This is a genomic window from Streptomyces sp. NPDC020362 (assembly GCF_040642095.1).
In the GTDB taxonomy this organism is placed as follows: domain Bacteria; phylum Actinomycetota; class Actinomycetes; order Streptomycetales; family Streptomycetaceae; genus Streptomyces.
Window position 1 is genome coordinate 23,212 of record NZ_JBFAET010000012.1, and the last position, 18,192, is coordinate 41,403.

Sequence of the window (18,192 nt, forward strand, 5' to 3'; positions counted from 1 at the left end):
CGGCCAAAGAGGGCGGGCACATGGGCGCGGGGGACGGGGGACGGCTCGTCGCAGCCGTACGGCACGGGGACGCCGAGCGCGTCCGCGACCTGCTGGACGCCGGCGCCGCTCCGGACGCACTCGACGAGAGCACGGGCCTGCCCGTGCTGTGCCGGGCGATCGCCGCGCACGACGAGCCGGTCGCCGAGGCTCTGGTGGCGTACGGGGCGGACCCGCTGCGCCGGCTGCCCGACGGCACCACCCCGCTGCTGCGGGCGGTGGCGAGCGGCTCGCTGTGCCTGACGTGGGCCGTGTTCCCCGAGGTGGTACGCCGGCCCGGCCCGGCCCGCGAGGAGCTGCTGGACCGCGCCCGCCACTGGGCGCGGACCGACCCGGAGGCCGAACTGCGGCGCAGGACCGGCCTGCCCGGCCCGGCCGAGCGCACCAGAGCGGAGGACGGGACCGGCTGCTGGTACGAGCGGCTCACGCTCGGCGGGCAGACGCTGTGCGAAGGGCATCTGGCGATCCTCACCTCCCTGGAGGCCAAGCTCCGGCTGCGCACGCCCTTCGACGAGCTCCTCGCGCGCGCCCGGGCGTACCCGGACCGGGACCACCAGACGTGGTCGGAGACGGTGATGGTGCTGGGCAACCGGCTGGACGAGGAGACCTGGGCCGAGGCGGGGGACCTGAGCCGCGACCCCGACCCGCTGAACCGCCTCTTCGCCGCGGATGTGCAGCTGAGCCTGGTCATCGCGGACGCGCGGCAGCGCAAGTCCCGCTTCCAGGACCGGGCCCGGGAGTTCGTCCCCTGGGCCGAGCGGGAGCGGGACGGGCAGGTGCTGCAGGTCCTGCTCAACGGGCTGACCTGGGTCGATGGTCCCGAGACCGAGGCGGTGGGCCTGTCGTACGCCACACATCCGGATCCGGACGTCCGCTCCTGGGTGCCGGATCTGCTGGACGTCGACCCGCAGGGGCTCGCCCCACGGAGCCTGGCCGCGGTCCTCGCCCTGGCCCGCGACCCGGACGCCGACGTACGGGACCGGACGTGCTTCTGGCTCGCGCACTACCGGGGCACCGAGCCGGAGATCGTGGACGTGTTGCTGGAACTCACCCGTGACGAGCGGCAGCGCACGCGCGCCTACGCGGTCGCGGGGCTGGCCGCGCGCGACGATCCGCGCTGCGTGGAGGCCGAACACCGCATCGGTCCCCTGGAGGCGAAAGGGGAGTACGCGCACGAGAGGCTGCCGCTGACGGCGGTCTGGCACTACCGGCGGCGCCGGGAGGAGCGGGCAGAAGATCGACACCTTCCCTCCGACTACCCTGGAGGGTCGATCCATCCCCCGGGGCAGGAGTGAAATGGCCGTCAACCTGGTCAATGTCGAGAACGTCAGCAAGGTGTACGGCACCCGTGCCCTGCTGGACGGCGTCTCGCTCGGCGTGTCCGAGGGCGATCGGATCGGCGTGGTGGGCCGCAACGGCGACGGCAAGACCACCCTCATCCGGATGCTCGCCAAGCTGGAGGAGGCGGACACCGGACGCGTCACCCACTCCGGCGGGCTGCGCCTCGGCGTGCTCACCCAGCACGACTCCCTCGACCCCGCCGCCACCGTCCGCCACGAGGTCATCGGCGACATGGCCGACCACGAGTGGGCGGGCAACGCCAAGGTCCGTGACGTGCTGACCGGACTGTTCGGCGGCCTCGACCTGCCGGGCTTCCCCAAGGGCCTGGACACCGTCATCGGACCGCTGTCCGGCGGCGAGCGGCGCCGTATCGCGCTCGCCAAGCTGCTCATCGAGGAGCAGGACCTCCTCGTCCTCGACGAGCCCACCAACCACCTCGACGTCGAGGGCATCGCCTGGCTCGCCCGGCACCTGCAGAACCGGCGCTCGGCGCTGGTCTGCGTGACCCACGACCGCTGGTTCCTCGACCAGGTCTGCACCCGCATGTGGGACGTGCAGCGCGGTGACGTCTACGAGTACGAGGGCGGCTACACCGACTACGTCTTCGCGCGCGCGGAGCGCGAGCGGATCGCCGCCACCGAGGAGGCCAAGCGGCAGAACCTGATCCGCAAGGAGCTGGCCTGGCTGCGGCGCGGGGCGCCCGCGCGCACCTCCAAGCCGCGCTTCAGGGTCGAGGCCGCCAACGAGCTGATCGCGGACGTGCCGCCGCCCCGGGACAGCAGCGAGCTGATGAAGTTCGCCTCCTCCCGCCTCGGCAAGACGGTCTTCGACCTCGAGAACATCACCGTGCAGGCCGGGCCCAAGGTCCTTCTCCAGCACGTCACCTGGCAGCTCGGCCCCGGCGACCGCATCGGCCTGGTCGGTGTCAACGGCGCCGGCAAGACCTCCCTGTTGCGGGCCATGGCCCAGGCGGCGCGGACCGAGGGCGAGGCACAGCCGGCCGGCGGACGCATCGCCGTCGGCAAGACCGTCAAGCTCGCCTACCTCTCCCAGGAGGTCGCCGAACTCGACCCCGCCCTGCGGGTCCTGGAGGCCGTGCAGCAGGTCCGCGAGCGCGTCGACCTCGGCAAGGGCCGCGAGATGACCGCCGGACAGCTGTGCGAGACGTTCGGCTTCAACAAGGAGAAGCAGTGGACGCCGGTCGGTGACCTGTCGGGCGGCGAGCGGCGGCGCCTGCAGCTGCTGCGCCTGCTCATGGACGAGCCGAACGTCCTCTTCCTCGACGAGCCCACCAACGACCTCGACATCGAGACCCTCACCCAGTTGGAGGACGTCCTCGACGGCTGGCCCGGCTCGATGATCGTCATCTCCCACGACCGGTTCTTCGTGGAGCGCACCACGGACCGGGTGTTCGCCCTTCTCGGTGACGGCACCCTGCGCATGCTGCCGCGCGGCATCGACGAGTACCTGGAGCGGCGGCAGCGGATGGAGGAGGCGGTCGCCGCCCAGGCAGCCGCCGCGGCACCCAGGGCGGCCGCCCCGGAGAAGAGCGCCGCCGACCAGCGCGCCGCCAAGAAGGAACTCCAGAAGATCGAGCGCCAGTTGGACAAGATTTCCGAGAAGGAGTCCAAGCTGCACGCCCAGATCGCCGAGAACGCCACGGACTTCGCGAAGGTCGCCGAACTGGACGCCGAGTTGCGGGACCTGGCCGGGGAGCGCGAGGAACTGGAGCTGCGCTGGCTGGAACTGGCGGAGGACGCGTAGGGGCGCGAACCGGCCCCGCACTGCGGTTGCGCGCGCCGCGTGAAGGGGGCGTGAAGGCGCATAACGGCGGCATCACAGGCCGGTCCTCCCTTGGGAACAGCGGCGCCTCCGAGCCCGTGCCCTGTCGGTGCCGGGTGATAGAAAGAGCCGTCTGAGAACAATCTGAGTACGACCTTGGGTCCGTGAGCGAACCTCAGGGCGTGGCTAAAAATCAGTGAACGAGGGGGAAGAGCGCTGATGACTCAGCCGCCCAACCAGCCGCCGCAGGGTGGCTTCGGAGCACCGCAGGACCAGCCGCCGCACGGCGGCGGATTCGGCGCCCCGCAGACGCCGCCTCCGCCGGCCCAGCCGCCCCAGGCACCGGCTCAGCCTCCCCAGCCCGGCTACGGCTACCCGCAGCAGCCCGGCCCCTACGCCCAGCCGGGCCCGTACGGCCAGCCCGCGCAGCCCGGCCCGTACGCCGCGCAGCCCGGCTACGGCTACCCGCAGCAGCCCCAGTACCCGGGGCAGCCGCAGTACCCGGGCGGTCCCGGCACCCCGCCCGGCGGCAAGCCGGCGTCCAAGGGGAGGACCGCGCTGATCATCGGCGCGGCGGCGGCCGCGCTGCTCGTCGTCGGCGGCACCGTCTACGCGGTCACCAGTGACGACGGCGGCGGCAAGAAGAAGCCGGTCGCCGAGAAGAGCGACGACGGCAAGCAGTCCTCCTCCGGCACGCCGGTCGACCCCGGCAACGGCAACGGCGGCGGCGACCCGGAGAACCTCAACGACGGCCGCAAGCCCGGCGACGCGAAGGTGCTCTGGTACAAGTCGGCACCCGACGCCCCGGGTTCCGGTGCCGACGCCCCCGGCATGTGGATCACCGACAAGACGGCGGTCAAGGCGGCGTACAAGCAGGTCTTCGCCTACAACGTCGGCAACGGCACAGCCGCCTGGGACCCGATCAGCTTCCCGCAGAAGATCTGCGCGGTCACCCCGCAGAAGACGGCCGACGACAAGATCGTCGTGGCGTACATGAACGGCGTCAGCAGCCGTGCCAAGTGCAACCAGCTCCAGCAGATCGACCTGAACACCGGCAAGAAGGGCTGGAGCGGCGAGGTCGCCGACGGCGGGCTGTTCGACAGCGCGATCAGCATCGAGCTGACCGTCAGCGGCAAGACGCTGATGGTGGGCCGCTCGGAGTCGGGCACGGCGTACGACGTCGACAGCGGCCGCAAGCTGTACGACAAGGAGAAGTACGGCTCGGCCTGCTTCCCGGCCGGGTACGCGGGCGGTTCCGGTCGGCTGGTCCAGGTGGCCTCCTGCGGCGCGGGCGGCAGCAACGAGCACGACGAGATCCAGGAACTCGACCCGGCCACCGGCAAGGTCAAGTGGACGCAGCCGGTCAAGAAGGGCTGGTCGGCCTCGCGGGTGTACTCCCTCGACCCGCTCGTGGTCTACCTGACCAACCAGGACAAGAAGGCCTGGAACATCTCCACCTTCACCAAGAACGGCAAGTTCCGCTCCGAGGTCAAGGTGGACGAGAAGTTCGCCCCGCGCTGCGACCTGTCGTTCCTCGCACGCGACCTGCAGGGCTGCCAGGGCGTCGCCGCCGACGCCGACACGCTCTACCTGCCCACGAACGCGACGACCGGCGCCAACGAGATCGTCGCCATCAGCCTTGCCAACGGCAAGGAGAAGTGGCGCGTCAAGTCGCCGGCGGACGAGCCCATGTCCCCGATCAGGACCGAGGGCGGCAAGCTCGTCGCCTATGTGCAGCCGTCGTACGACACCGGTGGCCAGATCGTGTCCGTCCCGGTCACCGGCGGCTCGCACAAGCCGGTCAAGCTGCTGCAGAACCCTTCGGGCAGCGCGGAGGTCGAGAACACCTTCTTCCAAGGTGCCATCGACTGGGTCGACGGGCGCTTCTTCATCTCCTCCACCCGGCTGACCGGCAGCAACTCCTCCAAGGAGAAGCTGATGATGGCCTTCGGCAAGTGAGCCCCGGCCCGTTCTCCGTCCCCCTTCCGCCGTCCGGCCCCGAGCGCTTCACCGAGGTACACCCGTCATGACCCAGCCGCCCCCTCCGCCGCCGAACCAGCCGCCCAACCAGCCCCCGCAGCAGGGCGGTTTCGGCCCGCCCCAGGACCAGCCGCCCACGGCCCCGGCGACGCCGCCGCCCCCCGCCGGCCCGCCGGCGCCCCAGACCCCGCCGAGCATGCAGAAGGGCGGCCCCCAGCCCGGCTACGGCTACCCCCAGCAGCCCCCGGCGCCCCAGCAGCCCCAGCCCGGCTACGGCCACCCGCACCCGCAGGCCCCCCAGCCGCCGCAGCCCTCCTACGGCTATCCCCAGGCGCCCCAAGCACCCCAGCAGCCCCAGCCCGGCTACGGCTACCCGGGCACGCAGCAGAACCCGTACGGGCAGACCGCCCCGTACGGCCAGCAGCCGGGGTACGGCTATCCGGGCGCGCCCACCGCGCCGATGCCCGCGCAGCCCGCGCCGTCCGGCGGCGGCCGCAACAACACCACGGTGGCCGTCATCGTGTCCGCGCTCGTCGTGATCGCCCTGATCGTCGCCGGTGGTGTCTGGTACGCCAAGTCCTCCGGCGGCGACGACAAGAAGCACGACAGCGCGAGCTCCAGCGGCGGCACGGGCGGCAAGGACGGCTCCGGGGGGACGACCGGCGGCAAGGAGAAGGTGCCGTCGGACCCCGCCGCCAAGGTCCTCTTCCAGGTCCCGCTGCCCAAGACGGACGACACCGTCGTCACCTCCGGCTCCTGGCTGACCGACAAGGTGTACGCCAAGAGCGGCATCGCCGAGGTCGTCGGCTACGACCCCGCCAGGGGCACCAAGCTGTGGACGCTGAAGCTGCCCGGCCCGGTGTGCGCGGCCACCAAGCAGGTCACCGCGGACAACAAGACGGCGATCGCCTTCCAGCCGAAGATGCCCTCGCAGAACACCACCGCGGGATGCAGCCAGATCGCGGCCATCGACCTCGACCGGGGCGCCCGGCTGTGGACCAAGACGGTCAAGAACGGCGACTCCCCGATGACCTTCGACAACGTGACGGTCGCCCAGCACACCGTCGCCCTCGGCAGCAGCAGCGGCGGCGCCGCGTTCGACATCGACTCCGGCAAGGTGCTGTGGCAGCCCAAGCCGGGGGACACCTGCTACGACGCCGGGTACGGCGGCGGCACCAAGCTGGTCGCGGTGCGCAAGTGCGGCGAGTACGACAACCGCCAGCTGCACATCCAGACCATCGACCCGAAGTCCGGGAAGGTGATCTCCGAGTACAAGATGGACCCGGGCATCGACTACGCCGCCGTCGTCTCCACCGACCCGCTGGTGGTGGCTGCCCGCGTGGGCGACAGCGGCGGCGGTGACGACGGCTTGGACTACTTCTCCATCGACAACAAGACCGGCAAGCTGCTCAGCCACATCTCCGCGCCGGGCAAGACCTACGGCGGCAAGTGCGACGGCATCACCCGCATCGAGGACTGCAAGGAGATCGTCGTCGGCAACGGCAAGCTGTACTTGCCGACGGTGGAGCACGACGGCACCGGGCAGTACAACAGGACCAACGAGATCGTCGCCTTCGACCTGAACACCGGCAAGGAGACCGGCCAGAAGGCCGACGCCGGCGACGGCTACACGATCTACCCGCTGCGCATGGACGGCGGCAACCTGCTCGCCTACAAGCACCCGCCGTACGACAAGGGCGGCCAGGTCGTCAGCATCGACGGCGGCTCCTTCAAGGCGACCAAGCTGCTGGAGAACCCGGCCACACAGGACGCACGGCAGGCGGAGACCACGATGCTGCCGGACTACGCGGAGTTCCTGTACGGGCAGGGCCGGCTGTACATGTCGGCGGTGTTCGCACACAAGGTGTCCTACGGCAAGGAGTACCTGCTGGTCGCCTTCGGCGCAGGCGGCTGACCGTACGCCTCCCGGCGCTTCCGAGCGCCGGGCCCCTTACGAGGGATTACCAAGGGAGTGCCCCGGATTTCATCGATCCGGGGCACTTCTCCTTCGTAGGGGCAGCGCGACGTCGAACAAGCGTGTAGCTTCCGGGGGCATATGGAGGGCGGGGGCCGGGGGGCCCTCTGTCCTTGTGGTCCGGTGGGCGTCCATAGTGGGGCATCCATGGGGGGGACTGGGGGGTTGCTCTAATGGGAGTGCGGCTCATGGTGGTCGACGACCACCGGCTGCTCGCGGAGGCGCTGGCGTCTGCGCTGAAGCTGCGCGGGCACCGGGTGCTGGCTGCGGCTGCGCCCGCCGCGGGCGCGGCGGATCTGGTGATCGCGCGGGCGCCGGAAGTGTGCCTGCTGGGCACGGCGGCGCCGGCCGAGCCGGGGGCCTTCGACCCGGTGGTGAAGATCAAGCGGGAGCGGCCGCAGGTCGCGGTACTGGTGCTGGGTCCGGTGCCGTCTCCGCGGGGCATCGCGGCGGCCTTCGCCTCCGGCGCGTCGGGGTACGTGCGGCACGACGAGCGGATCGAGGGGGTCGAGCGGGCCATCATGAAGGCCAGGGCGGGAGAGGCGGCGGTGGCGCCGCAGCTGCTGCAGGGCGCCTTCGGTGAGCTGCTCAATCCGGCGGCACAGCCCGACGACGAGGGGCAGCGGCTGCTGCAGATGCTGACGCCGCGGGAGGTGGAGGTGCTGGTCCGGGTGGCCGACGGCGAGGACACCAGACTGATCGCGGCCGGCATGGGCATCGCGCCGAGCACTGCGCGTACGCATGTGCAGCGGGTGCTGATGAAACTCGGCGTGGGGTCCCGCCTGGAGGCGGCGGCACTGGCGGCCCGCACGGGCCTACTGGACCGCGCGGGCGCACGGACGGACGCCCCGGGACCGGAGCTGTAGGGAGTCCCGGCCCCTGGTGGGTGCCCGGTGTTGCTGCCGGCCCCGGGTGGGCACGCTCACCGGTGCCGACCGGGTGCCGCCGCGCCCACCCGTGCCGCCCTGGGGTCCCCGAGGCCCTCAAGGCACTGGGGGGAGACAAGACTGCCCGCAGCCGGGTTGAAGGGGCGCGGATCCGTAACGGCCTGCGGCTCCGCAGCACGGCGGGCGGGCAATTGCGCGAGCTGCGCGCGCCCCGTCAGGGGCGCGGGGCTGTGTCGGCATGCGGCTCCGCCGCTGGGCGCGACCAGCTCTCCTGGGCTGGCAACCACGCAAGCTGCACGCGCCCCCGTAAGGGGCGCGGGGAACTGCGCGACCAGCCCCCACGCACCCGCAGCCGGGAACGGTCCGAAGCCTGGGGCGGCCCGCAGCCGGGAACGGTCCGAAGCCTGGGGCGGCCGCAGCCGGGAACGGCCCGCAGCCGGGGACGATCCTCAACCCGCCGGCGCTACTCCTTCTCTTCCGGCAAGCCCTCCGGAGGAAGCGGCGGCGGGGTGGGCCGCAGCTTGAGCCAGGCCAGGAAGAAGAGGCCCAGCAGCAGCATGCCGATGCCGGTCCACAGGTTGATGTTGACGCCTTCGGCCTTGTCGATGGCGGCCTGGGAGTCGGTGATGCCGGTGATCGTGACGATGACGCCGTAGAGCACGAACAGGCCGCCGATGATGCGGCGCAGGTCGAAGATGCGGGCGGCCGTCGCGGACTTGGTCTCCAGCTCGGAGACCTCCCGCTGGACGTCCTCCTCCGAGTAGTGGAAGTGCTCGTGGGAGCGGTCGGAGTGCTCGGTCATGGTTTCCTCATCCTCCCGCGGTCAGAGCGAGAACGGGATGTAGCAGGCGGCGGCCAGGACGATCGCGCCCCAGCCCAGCAGGGCGGGCCTGCGGTACCAGGCCTCGTCGCCGGGGGCGGGCGGTTCGGACATGCCGGGGGAGCGGGTGCCGTAGACGAGACCCTGCAGCTCCTGCTCCGGCTTCGGCCTGGTGAACAGGGACACGGCGAACATGACGACCGCGCCGGCGACGAAGCCCGCGATGGCGGAGACGAAGTTGGCGCCCTGGTCGGTGGGGATCGAGATGATGCCCCTCTTGTAGAGGACGAAGTAGTTGACCATCGCCGTGACCGTGCCGGCGAGCAGGCCCCAGAAGCCGGACTTGGCGGACGCCCGCTTCCAGAACATGCCGACGATGAAGACGACGAACATCGGCACGTTGAAGAAGGAAAACAGCGTCTGCAGGTAGCTCATGATGTTCGAGAACGAGGACGCCAGGAACGCCGTGCCGACCGATGCGGCCACCCCGATCGCGGTGATGAGCCGGCCGAAGCGCACGTAGTACCCGTCCTCGCGTCCCCGCACGACGTAGCGGCCCCAGATGTCGTTGGTGAACACCGTGTTGAACGACGACACGTTGGCGGCCATGCCGGCCATGAACGCGGCGAGCAGACCGGTGACGGCGATGCCGAGCACGCCGTTGGGCAGCAGCTCCTGCATCAGGTACGGGATGGCGTCGTTGTACTGGTAGCCGGAGCCGGTGGTGCCGAAGTTCGGGATGAGCGCGGCGGCGACCAGGCCGGGGATCATCACCAGGAAGACGATGAAGACCTTCGGGTAGGCGGCGATCAGCGGGGTGCGCTGGGAGGCGGAGAGGTTCTTCGCGGACAGGGCGCGCTGCACCTCGGCGAAGTTGGTCGTCCAGTAGCCGAAGGAGAGGACGAAGCCGAGGCCGAGGACGATGGTCAGCCAGTTGGCGCCGAGCGGGTTGGCGCTGCCGATGCCGGTGCCGCCCCAGGCGGTGGTGAAGTGCTCGCCGTGGGCGGCGGTGAGCTTGTCGGTCAGGCCGCCCCAGCCGCCGACCTTCTTCAGGCCGAGGACGGTGATCGGGATGAGGGCGGCCAGGATCACGAAGAACTGCAGCACCTCGTTGTAGATCGCGGAGGACAGGCCGCCGAGCGTGATGTACGCCAGCACGAAGGCGCCGGCGACCACGATGGCCACCCACTGCGGCCAGCCGAGCAGGGCCTCGACGACGATCGCGAGGGCGTAGAGGTTGACGCCGGCGATCAGGATGGCGGCGAAGGCGAACAGGATCGAACTGAGCAGGTGGGCGCCCCGGTCGAAGCGCAGCAGCAGGAACTCGGGGACCGAGCGGACCTTGCTGCCGTAGTAGAAGGGCATCATCACCAGGCCCAGGAAGACCATGGCCGGGATGGCGCCGATCCAGTACCAGTGCACGGTGTAGGCGCCGTACTGGGCGCTGTTCGCGGCCATGCCCAGGATCTCGGTTGCTGCCAGGTTCGCGGAGATGAAGGCGAGGCCGGTGATCCACGCGGGCAGCGAGCGTCCCGAGAGGAAGAAGTCGAGGGTGGTCTTCACCGAGCGGCGGGCCGCGAAGCCGATGCCGAGGACGACGACGAAGTAGATCGCCAGGATCGTGTAGTCCAGCCAGTTGGTGGGGAGCCGTAGCTCCGCCGCCAGCTGGAGGGTGGCTTGTGTGGGGGTTTGCATGAGAACTCGCTTCGTTGCGCGAACTGATCCAGAGCGGAACCTACGCCTCCGCGTTCAGTAATTGAACACTTCTGTTGATGTTCTTTGTTTGATTGTGATGGTCCTAGAGGTTGTCGGGTTGTGGTCTGTTATGTTTGATTGTGTTGGGTGATTGAGTGCGGACGTCTCCCTCGGCACAGACGAAAGGCGAGTTGTTGTGAAGAAGACCTCGACCCGGCTCGCCGACGGTCGTGAGCTGATCTACTACGACCTCCGGGACGACACCGTGCGGGACGCGGTCGACCGCCGCCCGCTGGACCGTACGGTCACCACGTCCGAGATCCGCCGGGACGTGCTGCTCGGCGACCCGGTCGCGATCGCCTCCCACCGGCAGGGCCGCACCTACCACCCGCCGGCCGACGAGTGCCCGCTGTGCCCGACCCGGGACGGGCGGCTGAGCGAGATCCCGGACTCCTCCTACGACGTCGTCGTCTTCGAGAACCGCTTCCCCTCGCTCGCCGGCGACCTCGGACGCTGCGAGGTGGTCTGCTTCACCTCCGACCACGATGCCTCCTTCGCCGACCTCACCGAGGAGCAGGCGCGCCTGGTGCTGGACGCCTGGACGGACCGCACGTCGGAGCTGTCGCATCTGCCCTCCGTCGAGCAGGTGTTCTGTTTCGAGAACCGGGGCGAGGAGATCGGAGTGACGCTCGGCCACCCGCACGGTCAGATCTACGCCTACCCCTTCACCACCCCCCGCACCGCGCTGATGCTCCGCTCGCTCGCCGCCCACCGGGAGGCGACGGGCGGGGAGAACCTGTTCGACGCCGCTCTGGAGCGGGAACTCGCCGGGGAGCGGGTCGTCCTTGAGGGTGAACACTGGGCGGCCTTCGTGCCCTACGCGGCGCACTGGCCCTACGAGGTCCACCTGTACCCGAAGCGCCGCGTGCCCGATCTGCTCGCGCTCGACGAGGCGGCACGCACAGAATTCCCCCAGATCTATCTGGAACTCTTGAGGCGCTTCGACCGGATCTTCGACGGCCGGGTCGGAGGGGAGAACTTCGCGCTGGACAGAGGGGAGAACCCGGTGGACGAGCCGCCGACGCCGTACATCGCGGCCTGGCACCAGGCCCCGTTCGGCGCGCTGGCGGAGTTCGACGGTGTGACGCGGGACGACTTCGCGCTCCACCTCGAGCTTTTCACCATTCGCCGCACTTCCGGCAAGCTGAAGTTTCTCGCGGGTTCCGAGTCCGGCATGAGTGTGTTCATCAACGACGTGCCGCCGGAGCGCGCGGCCGAGCGACTGCGAGAGGTAGCGAGTTCATGAAGTACCTGGTGACGGGTGGCGCGGGTTACGTCGGCAGTGTCGTGGCCCAGCATCTGCTGGAGGCCGGCCACGAGGTCACCGTCCTCGACAACCTCTCCACCGGCTTTCGCGAGGGCGTGCCCGCCGGTGCCGCGTTCGTCGAGGGCGACATCCGCGACGCCGCGAAGTGGCTCGACTCCTCCTACGACGGCGTGCTGCACTTCGCCGCGTCCTCGCAGGTCGGCGAGTCGGTGGTGAAGCCCGAGAAGTACTGGGACAACAACGTGGCCGGCAGCATGGCCCTGCTCGGCGCGATGCGCGAGTCGGGCGTCCGCAAGCTGGTCTTCTCCTCCACCGCGGCCACCTACGGCGAGCCGGAGCAGGTCCCGATCGTGGAGAGCGCCCCGACCAGGCCCACCAACCCCTACGGCGCCAGCAAGCTCGCCGTCGACCACATGATCACCAGCGAGGCGAACGCCCACGGCCTGGCCGCGGTGTCCCTGCGCTACTTCAACGTGGCCGGTGCGTACGGCGCCCACGGCGAGCGCCACGACCCCGAGTCCCACCTCATCCCGCTCGTCCTCCAGGTCGCCCAGGGCCGCCGCGACGCGATCTCCGTCTACGGCGACGACTACCCGACCCCGGACGGCACCTGCATCCGCGACTACATCCACGTCGCGGACCTGGCCGAGGCCCACCTGCTGGCCCTGACGGCCGCACAGCCCGGCGAGCACCTGATCTGCAACCTCGGCAACGGCAGCGGCTTCTCCGTCCGCGAGGTCGTCGAGACCGTCCGCAAGGTCACCGGGCACCCGATCCCCGAGGTCGTGGCCCCGCGCCGCGGCGGCGACCCGGCGGTGCTGGTCGCCTCGGCGGACACGGCCCGCGAGAAGCTGGGCTGGAACCCGTCCCGTGCGGACCTCGCGGGGATCGTCGCGGACGCGTGGGAGTTCACTCAGCACATCGCAGAGGAGCACTAGTGGGGGCACAGCAGGTCCGGGAGCACTTCGCCGAGCTGTACGGGGCCGAGCCGGAAGGGGTGTGGGCGGCGCCGGGCCGGGTCAACCTGATCGGCGAGCACACCGACTACAACGACGGCTTCGTGATGCCGTTCGCGCTGCCGCACCGCGCGACGGCGGCCGTCTCCCGCCGCACCGACGGCATCCTGCGCCTGCACTCGGCGGACGTCGAGGGCCCGGTCGTGGAGCTGGCGTTGGAGGCTCTCGCACCGCAGAGCGACGCGACGTGGACGGCGTACCCGGCGGGCGTGGTCTGGGCCCTGCGCGAGGCCGGGCACCCGGTCGCCGGTGCCGACATCCACCTCGCCGCCACGGTCCCGACCGGCGCGGGCCTGTCCTCCTCCGCGGCCCTGGAGGTCGTGATCGCGCTCGCGCTGAACGACCTGTACGGCCTCGGCCTGCAGCGCTGGCAGCTGGCCCGGCTGTGCCAGCGCGCCGAGAACGTCTACGTCGGCGCGCCGACCGGGATCATGGACCAGACGGCCTCGGCCTGCTGCGAGGAGGGCCATGCGCTCTTCCTCGACACCCGCGACCTGTCCCAGCAGCAGATCCCGTTCGATCTGGCGGCCGAGGGCCTGCGTCTGCTGGTGGTCGACACGCAGGTCAAGCACGCCCACAGCGGCGGCGAGTACGGCAAGCGCCGGGCCGGCTGCGAGAAGGGCGCGGCCCTGCTGGGTGTCGACGCCCTCCGTGACATCCCGTACGCCGGACTCGACGCGGCCCTCGCCCGCCTCGGCGACGAGGAGGAGGTCGTCCGCCTGGTCCGGCACGTCGTCACCGAGGACCAGCGGGTGGAGCGGGTCGTGGAACTGCTGCGTTCCGGTGAGACCCGCGCCATCGGACCGGTCCTCACCGCGGGCCACGCCTCCCTGCGGGACGACTTCCGCATCTCCTGCCCGGAGCTGGACCTGGTCGTGGACACCGCGCTGGAGAACGGCGCGCTCGGCGCCCGGATGACCGGCGGCGGCTTCGGCGGCTCGGCGATCGTCCTCACGGAGGCCACGGACGTCGGCACCCTCACCAAGGCGGTCGAGGAGGCCTTCGCCGCGGCCGGCTTCACGGCACCGCGGGTGTTCGAGGCGGTGCCTTCGGCGGGGGCACGCCGGGTCGGCTGAACCTGCGATAGCCTCGTCGGCCTCGCACGACTGTGCGGGGCCGACGGACTTTCACGGGAGGCGGGGCCTGATGGACGCCGACGCGATACGGTCCCGCTTCGACGGGCGGGGTCACGTCGAACTCCGGCTCGGCCTGGGGCAGAGAGCGCTGGCCGAGCAGATCGCGCACGCGCTCGGGTACGAGTTGGTCTCCGTCGAGCAGCGCGGCGGCAGAGTCGTCCAGTTCCCCGCCTCCACCTATCGCACCCCCTCGAGCGTCGGGCTGCGCTTCCGGCGCGACGACGACCCCCGGGCCCGGCGCCGGGCCGAGCGGACCATCGAGCGGCTGCGGGCGGGCGGCCCGGTGCTGGCGGAGGACGAGCCGCCGTTGTCTCCGCCTTCGCCGCCGGCCCCGGCGCCGCCCCTGACGCCCCGGCCGCCGGCACCCCGTCCCCGGCGGTCGATGGAGCCTCAGCCGCCTCCGCCCGCACCGGCGGGTCCGCCCGCGCCCAGGATCCCGCCCCGGCCGCTCTACCCGCCCCCGCCTCCGCCCCCGCCACACCCTCCCGCGCCGGAGTGACCCTCCGTCAGCCCAGGCGCTTGGTCAGCGTGAACTCCGTGATCCCCGGCGGATAGTCGGGGACCACGCACACCACGTCGTAGCCCTGCCTGCGGTAGAACTGCGGTGCCTGGAAGTCCCAGGTCTCCAGGCGGGCCGAGACGCAGCCGCGGTCGGTGCGGGCGATGCGCTCGGCCTCGGCCAGGAGGCGGGAGCCGAGGCCCGCGCCGCGGTGCCGGGCGTCGACCCACAGGTAGGTGACGTGCAGCCAGGTCGCCCAGGTGTGACCGACCATGCCGCCGGCCAGGTCGCCCGAGCCGTGCATGGCCCAGACGTGGAGGGGCACTTCGCGTTCGCCGGGCGTGCCGCGCAGGGCCGCCAGCACCGGCGAAGCCGCCGTGTTGGTGTCCCGCAGCCGGGAGCGGAGCAGATCACGTCGGGCTTTGTCGACTTCCGCCTCAATACGAAACATGCGGCACACCATAAACGTGCCGGACAGCCAGTTCTGCAAATCGACTTCCGCGCACTGCTCCCATCCGTACTCTGATGGACAGCACCGGTGGGGGCCGGTGCTGATCAGGGGGCGAGACAGGCGGGTACGGCGCCTGTGGTGGGGGTAGCAGTTTCCGAGGCGGCGGCGGCCGTCCGGTCGGCATTCCCTCCGCAGGTGTCGTGCCCGCTCGGGTCGCCGTTTTCCGGACCTTGGCTATCCCCTGCTCCGTGCGGAGCCCGGGGAAGGGGGTTTCGTGGTTCGTATTCGAGTCCTGGTGGTCGACGACCACCGCATCTTCGCGGAGTCGCTCGCGGCCGCTCTGGCGGCCGAGCCCGACGTCGACGTCTTTGCCGCGGGCAGCGGCCCGGCCGCGCTGCGCTGCCTGGAGCGCGCGGCCGCCGAGGGCCGCCGCTACGACGTCCTTCTGGTCGACGCCGACCTCGGCGGCAACCTGCCGGCCATACGCCCGGCCGTGTCCGTGCAGGAGGGTGACGAGGAGGGCCTGGTCGACGGCATCTCGCTGGTCGCGGGCGTCCGCTCGGCGCAGCCCGCGGTGCGCACCGTGGTCCTCGCCGAGAAGGACGACGCCCGGCGCGCGGCCCTCGCCCTGCAGGCCGGCGCCTCCGGCTGGGTCGCCAAGGACTGCTCGCTGTCCCGGCTGCTGACGGTGATACGAGGGGTGCTGCGCGACGAGACCCATCTGCCGCCCGCGCTGCTCACCGGCGTCCTCAAGGAGCTGACGGCGGCGCGCAAGCACCGCACCGAGAGCGAGCGGCTGGTGGAGTCGCTGACCCCGCGCGAGCGGGAGGTGCTGCGCTGCATGGTCGCGGGGCTCGGCCGCAAGGCCGTCGCCGAGCGGCTGTTCCTCTCCCCGCACACCGTGCGCACCCATATGCAGAACGTCCTCGGCAAGCTGGGCGTCCACTCGACGCTGGCCGCCGTGGCGCTCGCCCGGCGGGCGGGCGTGGGGCCGGTCGACCTGGGGCCTGCCGGGCGGGTCATGCCGGAGGAAACGAACAGCGCCTGATCCGCACACCCGAGCGGGGTCTGGTGCGTGCAGCTGCAAGGCGGAGAAGGGAGTCGAGGCGGAGCGATGGGGGTGCCCCCGCGCGAGCTCGTTCGAGCGTGGGGGAGAGTGACGACAACGCCGCAGATGTGCGTGCCGGACCCCGCGTCTTCGGCAGGAGCCGCCCGGCAGGTCCCTAACCGGGGATGTTGTCGAACGGGGCCGTCAACTGGCGTAGCAGACCGGCCAGTTCGCCCCGCTGGGTGCGGGACAGCTCGGCGAGGATCGCCCGCTCCTGCTCCAGCAGGCCCGCCAGCGCCTGGTCGGCACGGTCGCGGCCCGTATCGGTCAGCCGGACCAGGACGCCCCGCCGGTCGCTCGGATCGGGCAGCCGCTCCACCAGGCCCTTCTTCGCGAGCCGGTCGATCCGGTTGGTCATCGTGCCCGAGGTGACCAGGGTCTGCGTCAGCAGCTGCCCGGGCGAGAGCTGGTACGGCGTGCCCGCGCGCCTGAGGGCGGTCAGCACGTCGAACTCCCAGGGCTCCAGCTCATGCTCGGAAAAGGCGAGCCGGCGTGCGCGGTCCAGGTGCCGGGCCAGTCTGCTCACCCGGCTGAGCACTTCCAGCGGCTCCACATCGAGGTCCGGACGCTCCCGGCGCCACGCTGCGACCAGTCGATCGACCTCGTCCTCCATGGAGATCAGTGTAGTGGTTGTGTCGACATGAAGTCTCTTGATCTCGAGTCTCTTGACATCAAGATATATGGGGCGGGACAGTGGACGACATGACGACGCCCACCTGGGACCCTGCCCAGTACCTCCGCCACGCCGGCCACCGCGCCCGCCCCTTCACCGACCTCCTCGCCCGCATCCCCGCCCTCCCGGACGAGCGCCCGCGCATCGCCGACCTCGGCTGCGGCCCCGGCAACGTCACCGCCCTGCTCGCCGACCGCTGGCCCACCGCGCACATCACCGGCTACGACAACTCGCCCGAGATGCTCGACAAGGCCCACGTCGACCACGCCGGCGCCACGGCCCAGGGCGGCCGCCTGGACTTCGCCCCCGCCGACGCCCGCACCTGGACGCCTGACGAACCCTGCGACCTGATCGTCTCCAACGCCACCCTCCACTGGGTGCCGGGGCACACCGACCGCTTCCCCGACTGGATCGCCGCCCTGAAACCCGGCGGCACCTTCGCCTTCCAGGTCCCCGACAACATCGACGCCCCGCTGCACGCCCTGATGCGCGACCTCGCCGCCACACCCCGCTGGAAGGCCCGCCTCGCCGACGTCCTGCGCCGCACGGACTCCGTCCACACCCCCGGCACCTACCTGGACCGCCTCGCCCGCCTCGGCTGCGCCACCGACGTGTGGCAGACGACCTACTGCCACGTCCTCGCCGGTGAGGACCCGGTCCTGGACTGGGTCAAGGGCACCGGCCTGCGCCCCGCCCTGACCGCCCTCGCCGACGACCCCGAGGCCCGCGACGCCTTCGTCACCGAGTACCGCGACCTGCTCCGCGAGGCCTACCCGAGCGCGCCCTACGGCACGGTCCTGCCCTTCCGGCGCCTGTTCGCCGTGGCCGTGAAGGGGGCGTGAGGATGCTCGCCGCCGTCGATCACGTCCAGCTGGCGGCCCCGCCCCGATCCGAGCCGGAGCTGCGGACGTACTACGAGGACGCCCTCGGCATGACGGAGATCGTCAAGCCGCCGGCGCTCGCGGCACGCGGCGGCTGCTGGTTCCAGGCGGGATCCGTGCAGCTCCACCTGGGCATCGAGAAAGACTTCCGCCCCGCGAGGAAGGCCCACCCGGGGCTGCGCGTGACGGACATCGAGGCCTACGCGGCCCGCCTCGCCGCCCACGGCGCCCCCGTGACCTGGGACGACAACCTGCCCGGCCACCTGCGCTTCTACTCCGAGGACCCGGTCGGCAACCGGCTGGAGTTCCTGGAGGCGCTCAGGCCGTCCGGCCCGGGTGGGTGACGAGAACGTGGATCACCTCGTCGCCGACGGCGCACAGCATGCGGTGGTCGCCCACCCGCAGGCGCCGGACGGTGACACCGCAGGCGGTGGAGTGGTGTTCCGGCGAGCGTCGACGGCCTCCCGGCTCGGACACCGCGTCCGTGCGCCGCACGCCGGACGAGGTCACCGAGTCGGGCACGAGCAGCGCTGATCGCACGCTCGGTCGCGCCTCGTTCGTTCCACAAGACGCATCTCGTGG

17 protein-coding genes are annotated in these 18,192 nt (G+C 71.3%); 12 read left to right on the forward strand and 5 right to left on the reverse strand.

Going from position 1 to position 18,192, the window contains the following annotated elements; translation table 11 throughout:
* Positions 1-20: 20 nt before the first annotated feature.
* The 5 genes from AB0H32_RS07950 to AB0H32_RS07970 all read left to right on the forward strand — a co-directional run bounded on the left by AB0H32_RS07950 (position 21) and on the right by AB0H32_RS07970 (position 7,983).
* The gene (locus AB0H32_RS07950) at positions 21-1,334 is read left to right on the forward strand and encodes a HEAT repeat domain-containing protein (RefSeq protein WP_361115947.1); all 1,314 of its coding nucleotides are present in this window, start codon (positions 21-23) and stop codon (positions 1,332-1,334) included.
* A 1-nt stretch (position 1,335) separates the two neighbouring features.
* Positions 1,336-3,144 carry an ABC-F family ATP-binding cassette domain-containing protein gene (locus AB0H32_RS07955; RefSeq protein WP_361115950.1) on the forward strand — a complete coding sequence of 603 codons (1,809 nt, stop codon included), beginning with the start codon at positions 1,336-1,338 and terminating at the stop codon, positions 3,142-3,144.
* A 237-nt stretch (positions 3,145-3,381) separates the two neighbouring features.
* Positions 3,382-5,121 carry a PQQ-binding-like beta-propeller repeat protein gene (locus tag AB0H32_RS07960; RefSeq protein ID WP_361115953.1) on the forward strand — a complete coding sequence of 580 codons (1,740 nt, stop codon included), beginning with the start codon at positions 3,382-3,384 and terminating at the stop codon, positions 5,119-5,121.
* Between the two features lie 67 nt (positions 5,122-5,188).
* Positions 5,189-7,057, forward strand: a complete 1,869-nt coding sequence (locus AB0H32_RS07965; RefSeq protein ID WP_361115955.1) for a PQQ-binding-like beta-propeller repeat protein — start codon at positions 5,189-5,191, stop codon at positions 7,055-7,057.
* A gap of 233 nt (positions 7,058-7,290) precedes the next feature.
* Complete coding sequence (locus AB0H32_RS07970) at positions 7,291-7,983, forward strand: LuxR C-terminal-related transcriptional regulator (RefSeq protein WP_361115958.1); 693 nt, start codon at positions 7,291-7,293, stop codon at positions 7,981-7,983.
* A 484-nt stretch (positions 7,984-8,467) separates the two neighbouring features.
* On the opposite strand, the gene AB0H32_RS07975 is transcribed toward AB0H32_RS07970, so the two are convergent.
* On the reverse strand, positions 8,468-8,806 hold the full coding sequence (locus AB0H32_RS07975) for a hypothetical protein (protein WP_361115961.1): 339 nt from the start codon (positions 8,804-8,806) through the stop codon (positions 8,468-8,470).
* A 21-nt stretch (positions 8,807-8,827) separates the two neighbouring features.
* A complete protein-coding gene (locus AB0H32_RS07980) occupies positions 8,828-10,519 on the reverse strand; it encodes a sodium:solute symporter family protein (protein WP_361115964.1) in 1,692 nt (563 codons plus the stop codon).
* 196 nt (positions 10,520-10,715) lie between these two features.
* Between AB0H32_RS07980 and galT the strand changes: the two genes are divergently transcribed.
* From galT to AB0H32_RS08000, 4 genes are all read left to right on the forward strand, one after another.
* Positions 10,716-11,825, forward strand: coding sequence for a galactose-1-phosphate uridylyltransferase (gene galT, locus AB0H32_RS07985; RefSeq protein WP_361115967.1), 1,110 nt, complete (start codon positions 10,716-10,718; stop codon positions 11,823-11,825).
* Positions 11,822-12,784: a UDP-glucose 4-epimerase GalE gene (galE, locus tag AB0H32_RS07990; protein WP_361115971.1), complete on the forward strand. Its 963-nt coding sequence runs from the start codon at positions 11,822-11,824 to the stop codon at positions 12,782-12,784. The genes galT and galE overlap by 4 nt, the downstream gene beginning before the upstream one ends.
* On the forward strand, positions 12,784-13,938 hold the full coding sequence (galK, locus tag AB0H32_RS07995; RefSeq protein ID WP_361115974.1) for a galactokinase: 1,155 nt from the start codon (positions 12,784-12,786) through the stop codon (positions 13,936-13,938). The genes galE and galK overlap by 1 nt, the downstream gene beginning before the upstream one ends.
* 70 nt (positions 13,939-14,008) lie before the next feature.
* Complete coding sequence (locus tag AB0H32_RS08000; RefSeq protein ID WP_361115977.1) at positions 14,009-14,497, forward strand: hypothetical protein; 489 nt, start codon at positions 14,009-14,011, stop codon at positions 14,495-14,497.
* A 7-nt stretch (positions 14,498-14,504) separates the two neighbouring features.
* On the opposite strand, the gene AB0H32_RS08005 is transcribed toward AB0H32_RS08000, so the two are convergent.
* A complete protein-coding gene (locus tag AB0H32_RS08005) occupies positions 14,505-14,960 on the reverse strand; it encodes a GNAT family N-acetyltransferase (RefSeq protein WP_361116118.1) in 456 nt (151 codons plus the stop codon).
* 262 nt (positions 14,961-15,222) lie between these two features.
* On the opposite strand from AB0H32_RS08005, the gene AB0H32_RS08010 reads away from it, so the two are divergent.
* On the forward strand, positions 15,223-15,996 hold the full coding sequence (locus AB0H32_RS08010; protein WP_361115980.1) for a response regulator transcription factor: 774 nt from the start codon (positions 15,223-15,225) through the stop codon (positions 15,994-15,996).
* Between the two features lie 175 nt (positions 15,997-16,171).
* On the opposite strand, the gene tamR is transcribed toward AB0H32_RS08010, so the two are convergent.
* Positions 16,172-16,669 (reverse strand): MarR family transcriptional regulator TamR, encoded by a 498-nt coding sequence (gene tamR, locus AB0H32_RS08015; protein ID WP_361115983.1) that lies wholly within the window; start codon positions 16,667-16,669, stop codon positions 16,172-16,174.
* A gap of 89 nt (positions 16,670-16,758) precedes the next feature.
* Between tamR and AB0H32_RS08020 the strand changes: the two genes are divergently transcribed.
* A complete protein-coding gene (locus AB0H32_RS08020; RefSeq protein ID WP_361115986.1) occupies positions 16,759-17,571 on the forward strand; it encodes a trans-aconitate 2-methyltransferase in 813 nt (270 codons plus the stop codon).
* A 2-nt stretch (positions 17,572-17,573) separates the two neighbouring features.
* A complete protein-coding gene (locus tag AB0H32_RS08025) occupies positions 17,574-17,954 on the forward strand; it encodes a VOC family protein (RefSeq protein WP_361116121.1) in 381 nt (126 codons plus the stop codon).
* Here AB0H32_RS08025 and AB0H32_RS08030 read toward each other — a convergent pair.
* Positions 17,929-18,150, reverse strand: a complete 222-nt coding sequence (locus AB0H32_RS08030; protein WP_361115989.1) for a hypothetical protein — start codon at positions 18,148-18,150, stop codon at positions 17,929-17,931. The two genes, AB0H32_RS08025 and AB0H32_RS08030, sit on opposite strands and share 26 nt — an antisense overlap.
* Positions 18,151-18,192 lie beyond the last annotated feature (42 nt).

What these genes read in the sequence shown, in the direction of transcription:
- AB0H32_RS07950 (WP_361115947.1), top strand. Translation starts at nt 21, where the DNA reads ATGGGCGCGGGGGACGGGGGACGGCTCGTCGCAGCCGTACGGCACGGG.
- AB0H32_RS07955 (WP_361115950.1), top strand. Translation starts at nt 1,336, where the DNA reads ATGGCCGTCAACCTGGTCAATGTCGAGAACGTCAGCAAGGTGTACGGC.
- AB0H32_RS07960 (WP_361115953.1), top strand. Translation starts at nt 3,382, where the DNA reads ATGACTCAGCCGCCCAACCAGCCGCCGCAGGGTGGCTTCGGAGCACCG.
- AB0H32_RS07965 (WP_361115955.1), top strand. Translation starts at nt 5,189, where the DNA reads ATGACCCAGCCGCCCCCTCCGCCGCCGAACCAGCCGCCCAACCAGCCC.
- AB0H32_RS07970 (WP_361115958.1), top strand. Translation starts at nt 7,291, where the DNA reads ATGGGAGTGCGGCTCATGGTGGTCGACGACCACCGGCTGCTCGCGGAG.
- AB0H32_RS07975 (WP_361115961.1), bottom strand. Translation starts at nt 8,806, where the DNA reads ATGACCGAGCACTCCGACCGCTCCCACGAGCACTTCCACTACTCGGAG.
- AB0H32_RS07980 (WP_361115964.1), bottom strand. Translation starts at nt 10,519, where the DNA reads ATGCAAACCCCCACACAAGCCACCCTCCAGCTGGCGGCGGAGCTACGG.
- galE (WP_361115971.1), top strand. Translation starts at nt 11,822, where the DNA reads ATGAAGTACCTGGTGACGGGTGGCGCGGGTTACGTCGGCAGTGTCGTG.
- AB0H32_RS08000 (WP_361115977.1), top strand. Translation starts at nt 14,009, where the DNA reads ATGGACGCCGACGCGATACGGTCCCGCTTCGACGGGCGGGGTCACGTC.
- AB0H32_RS08005 (WP_361116118.1), bottom strand. Translation starts at nt 14,960, where the DNA reads ATGGTGTGCCGCATGTTTCGTATTGAGGCGGAAGTCGACAAAGCCCGA.
- tamR (WP_361115983.1), bottom strand. Translation starts at nt 16,669, where the DNA reads ATGGAGGACGAGGTCGATCGACTGGTCGCAGCGTGGCGCCGGGAGCGT.
- AB0H32_RS08020 (WP_361115986.1), top strand. Translation starts at nt 16,759, where the DNA reads ATGACGACGCCCACCTGGGACCCTGCCCAGTACCTCCGCCACGCCGGC.
- AB0H32_RS08025 (WP_361116121.1), top strand. Translation starts at nt 17,574, where the DNA reads ATGCTCGCCGCCGTCGATCACGTCCAGCTGGCGGCCCCGCCCCGATCC.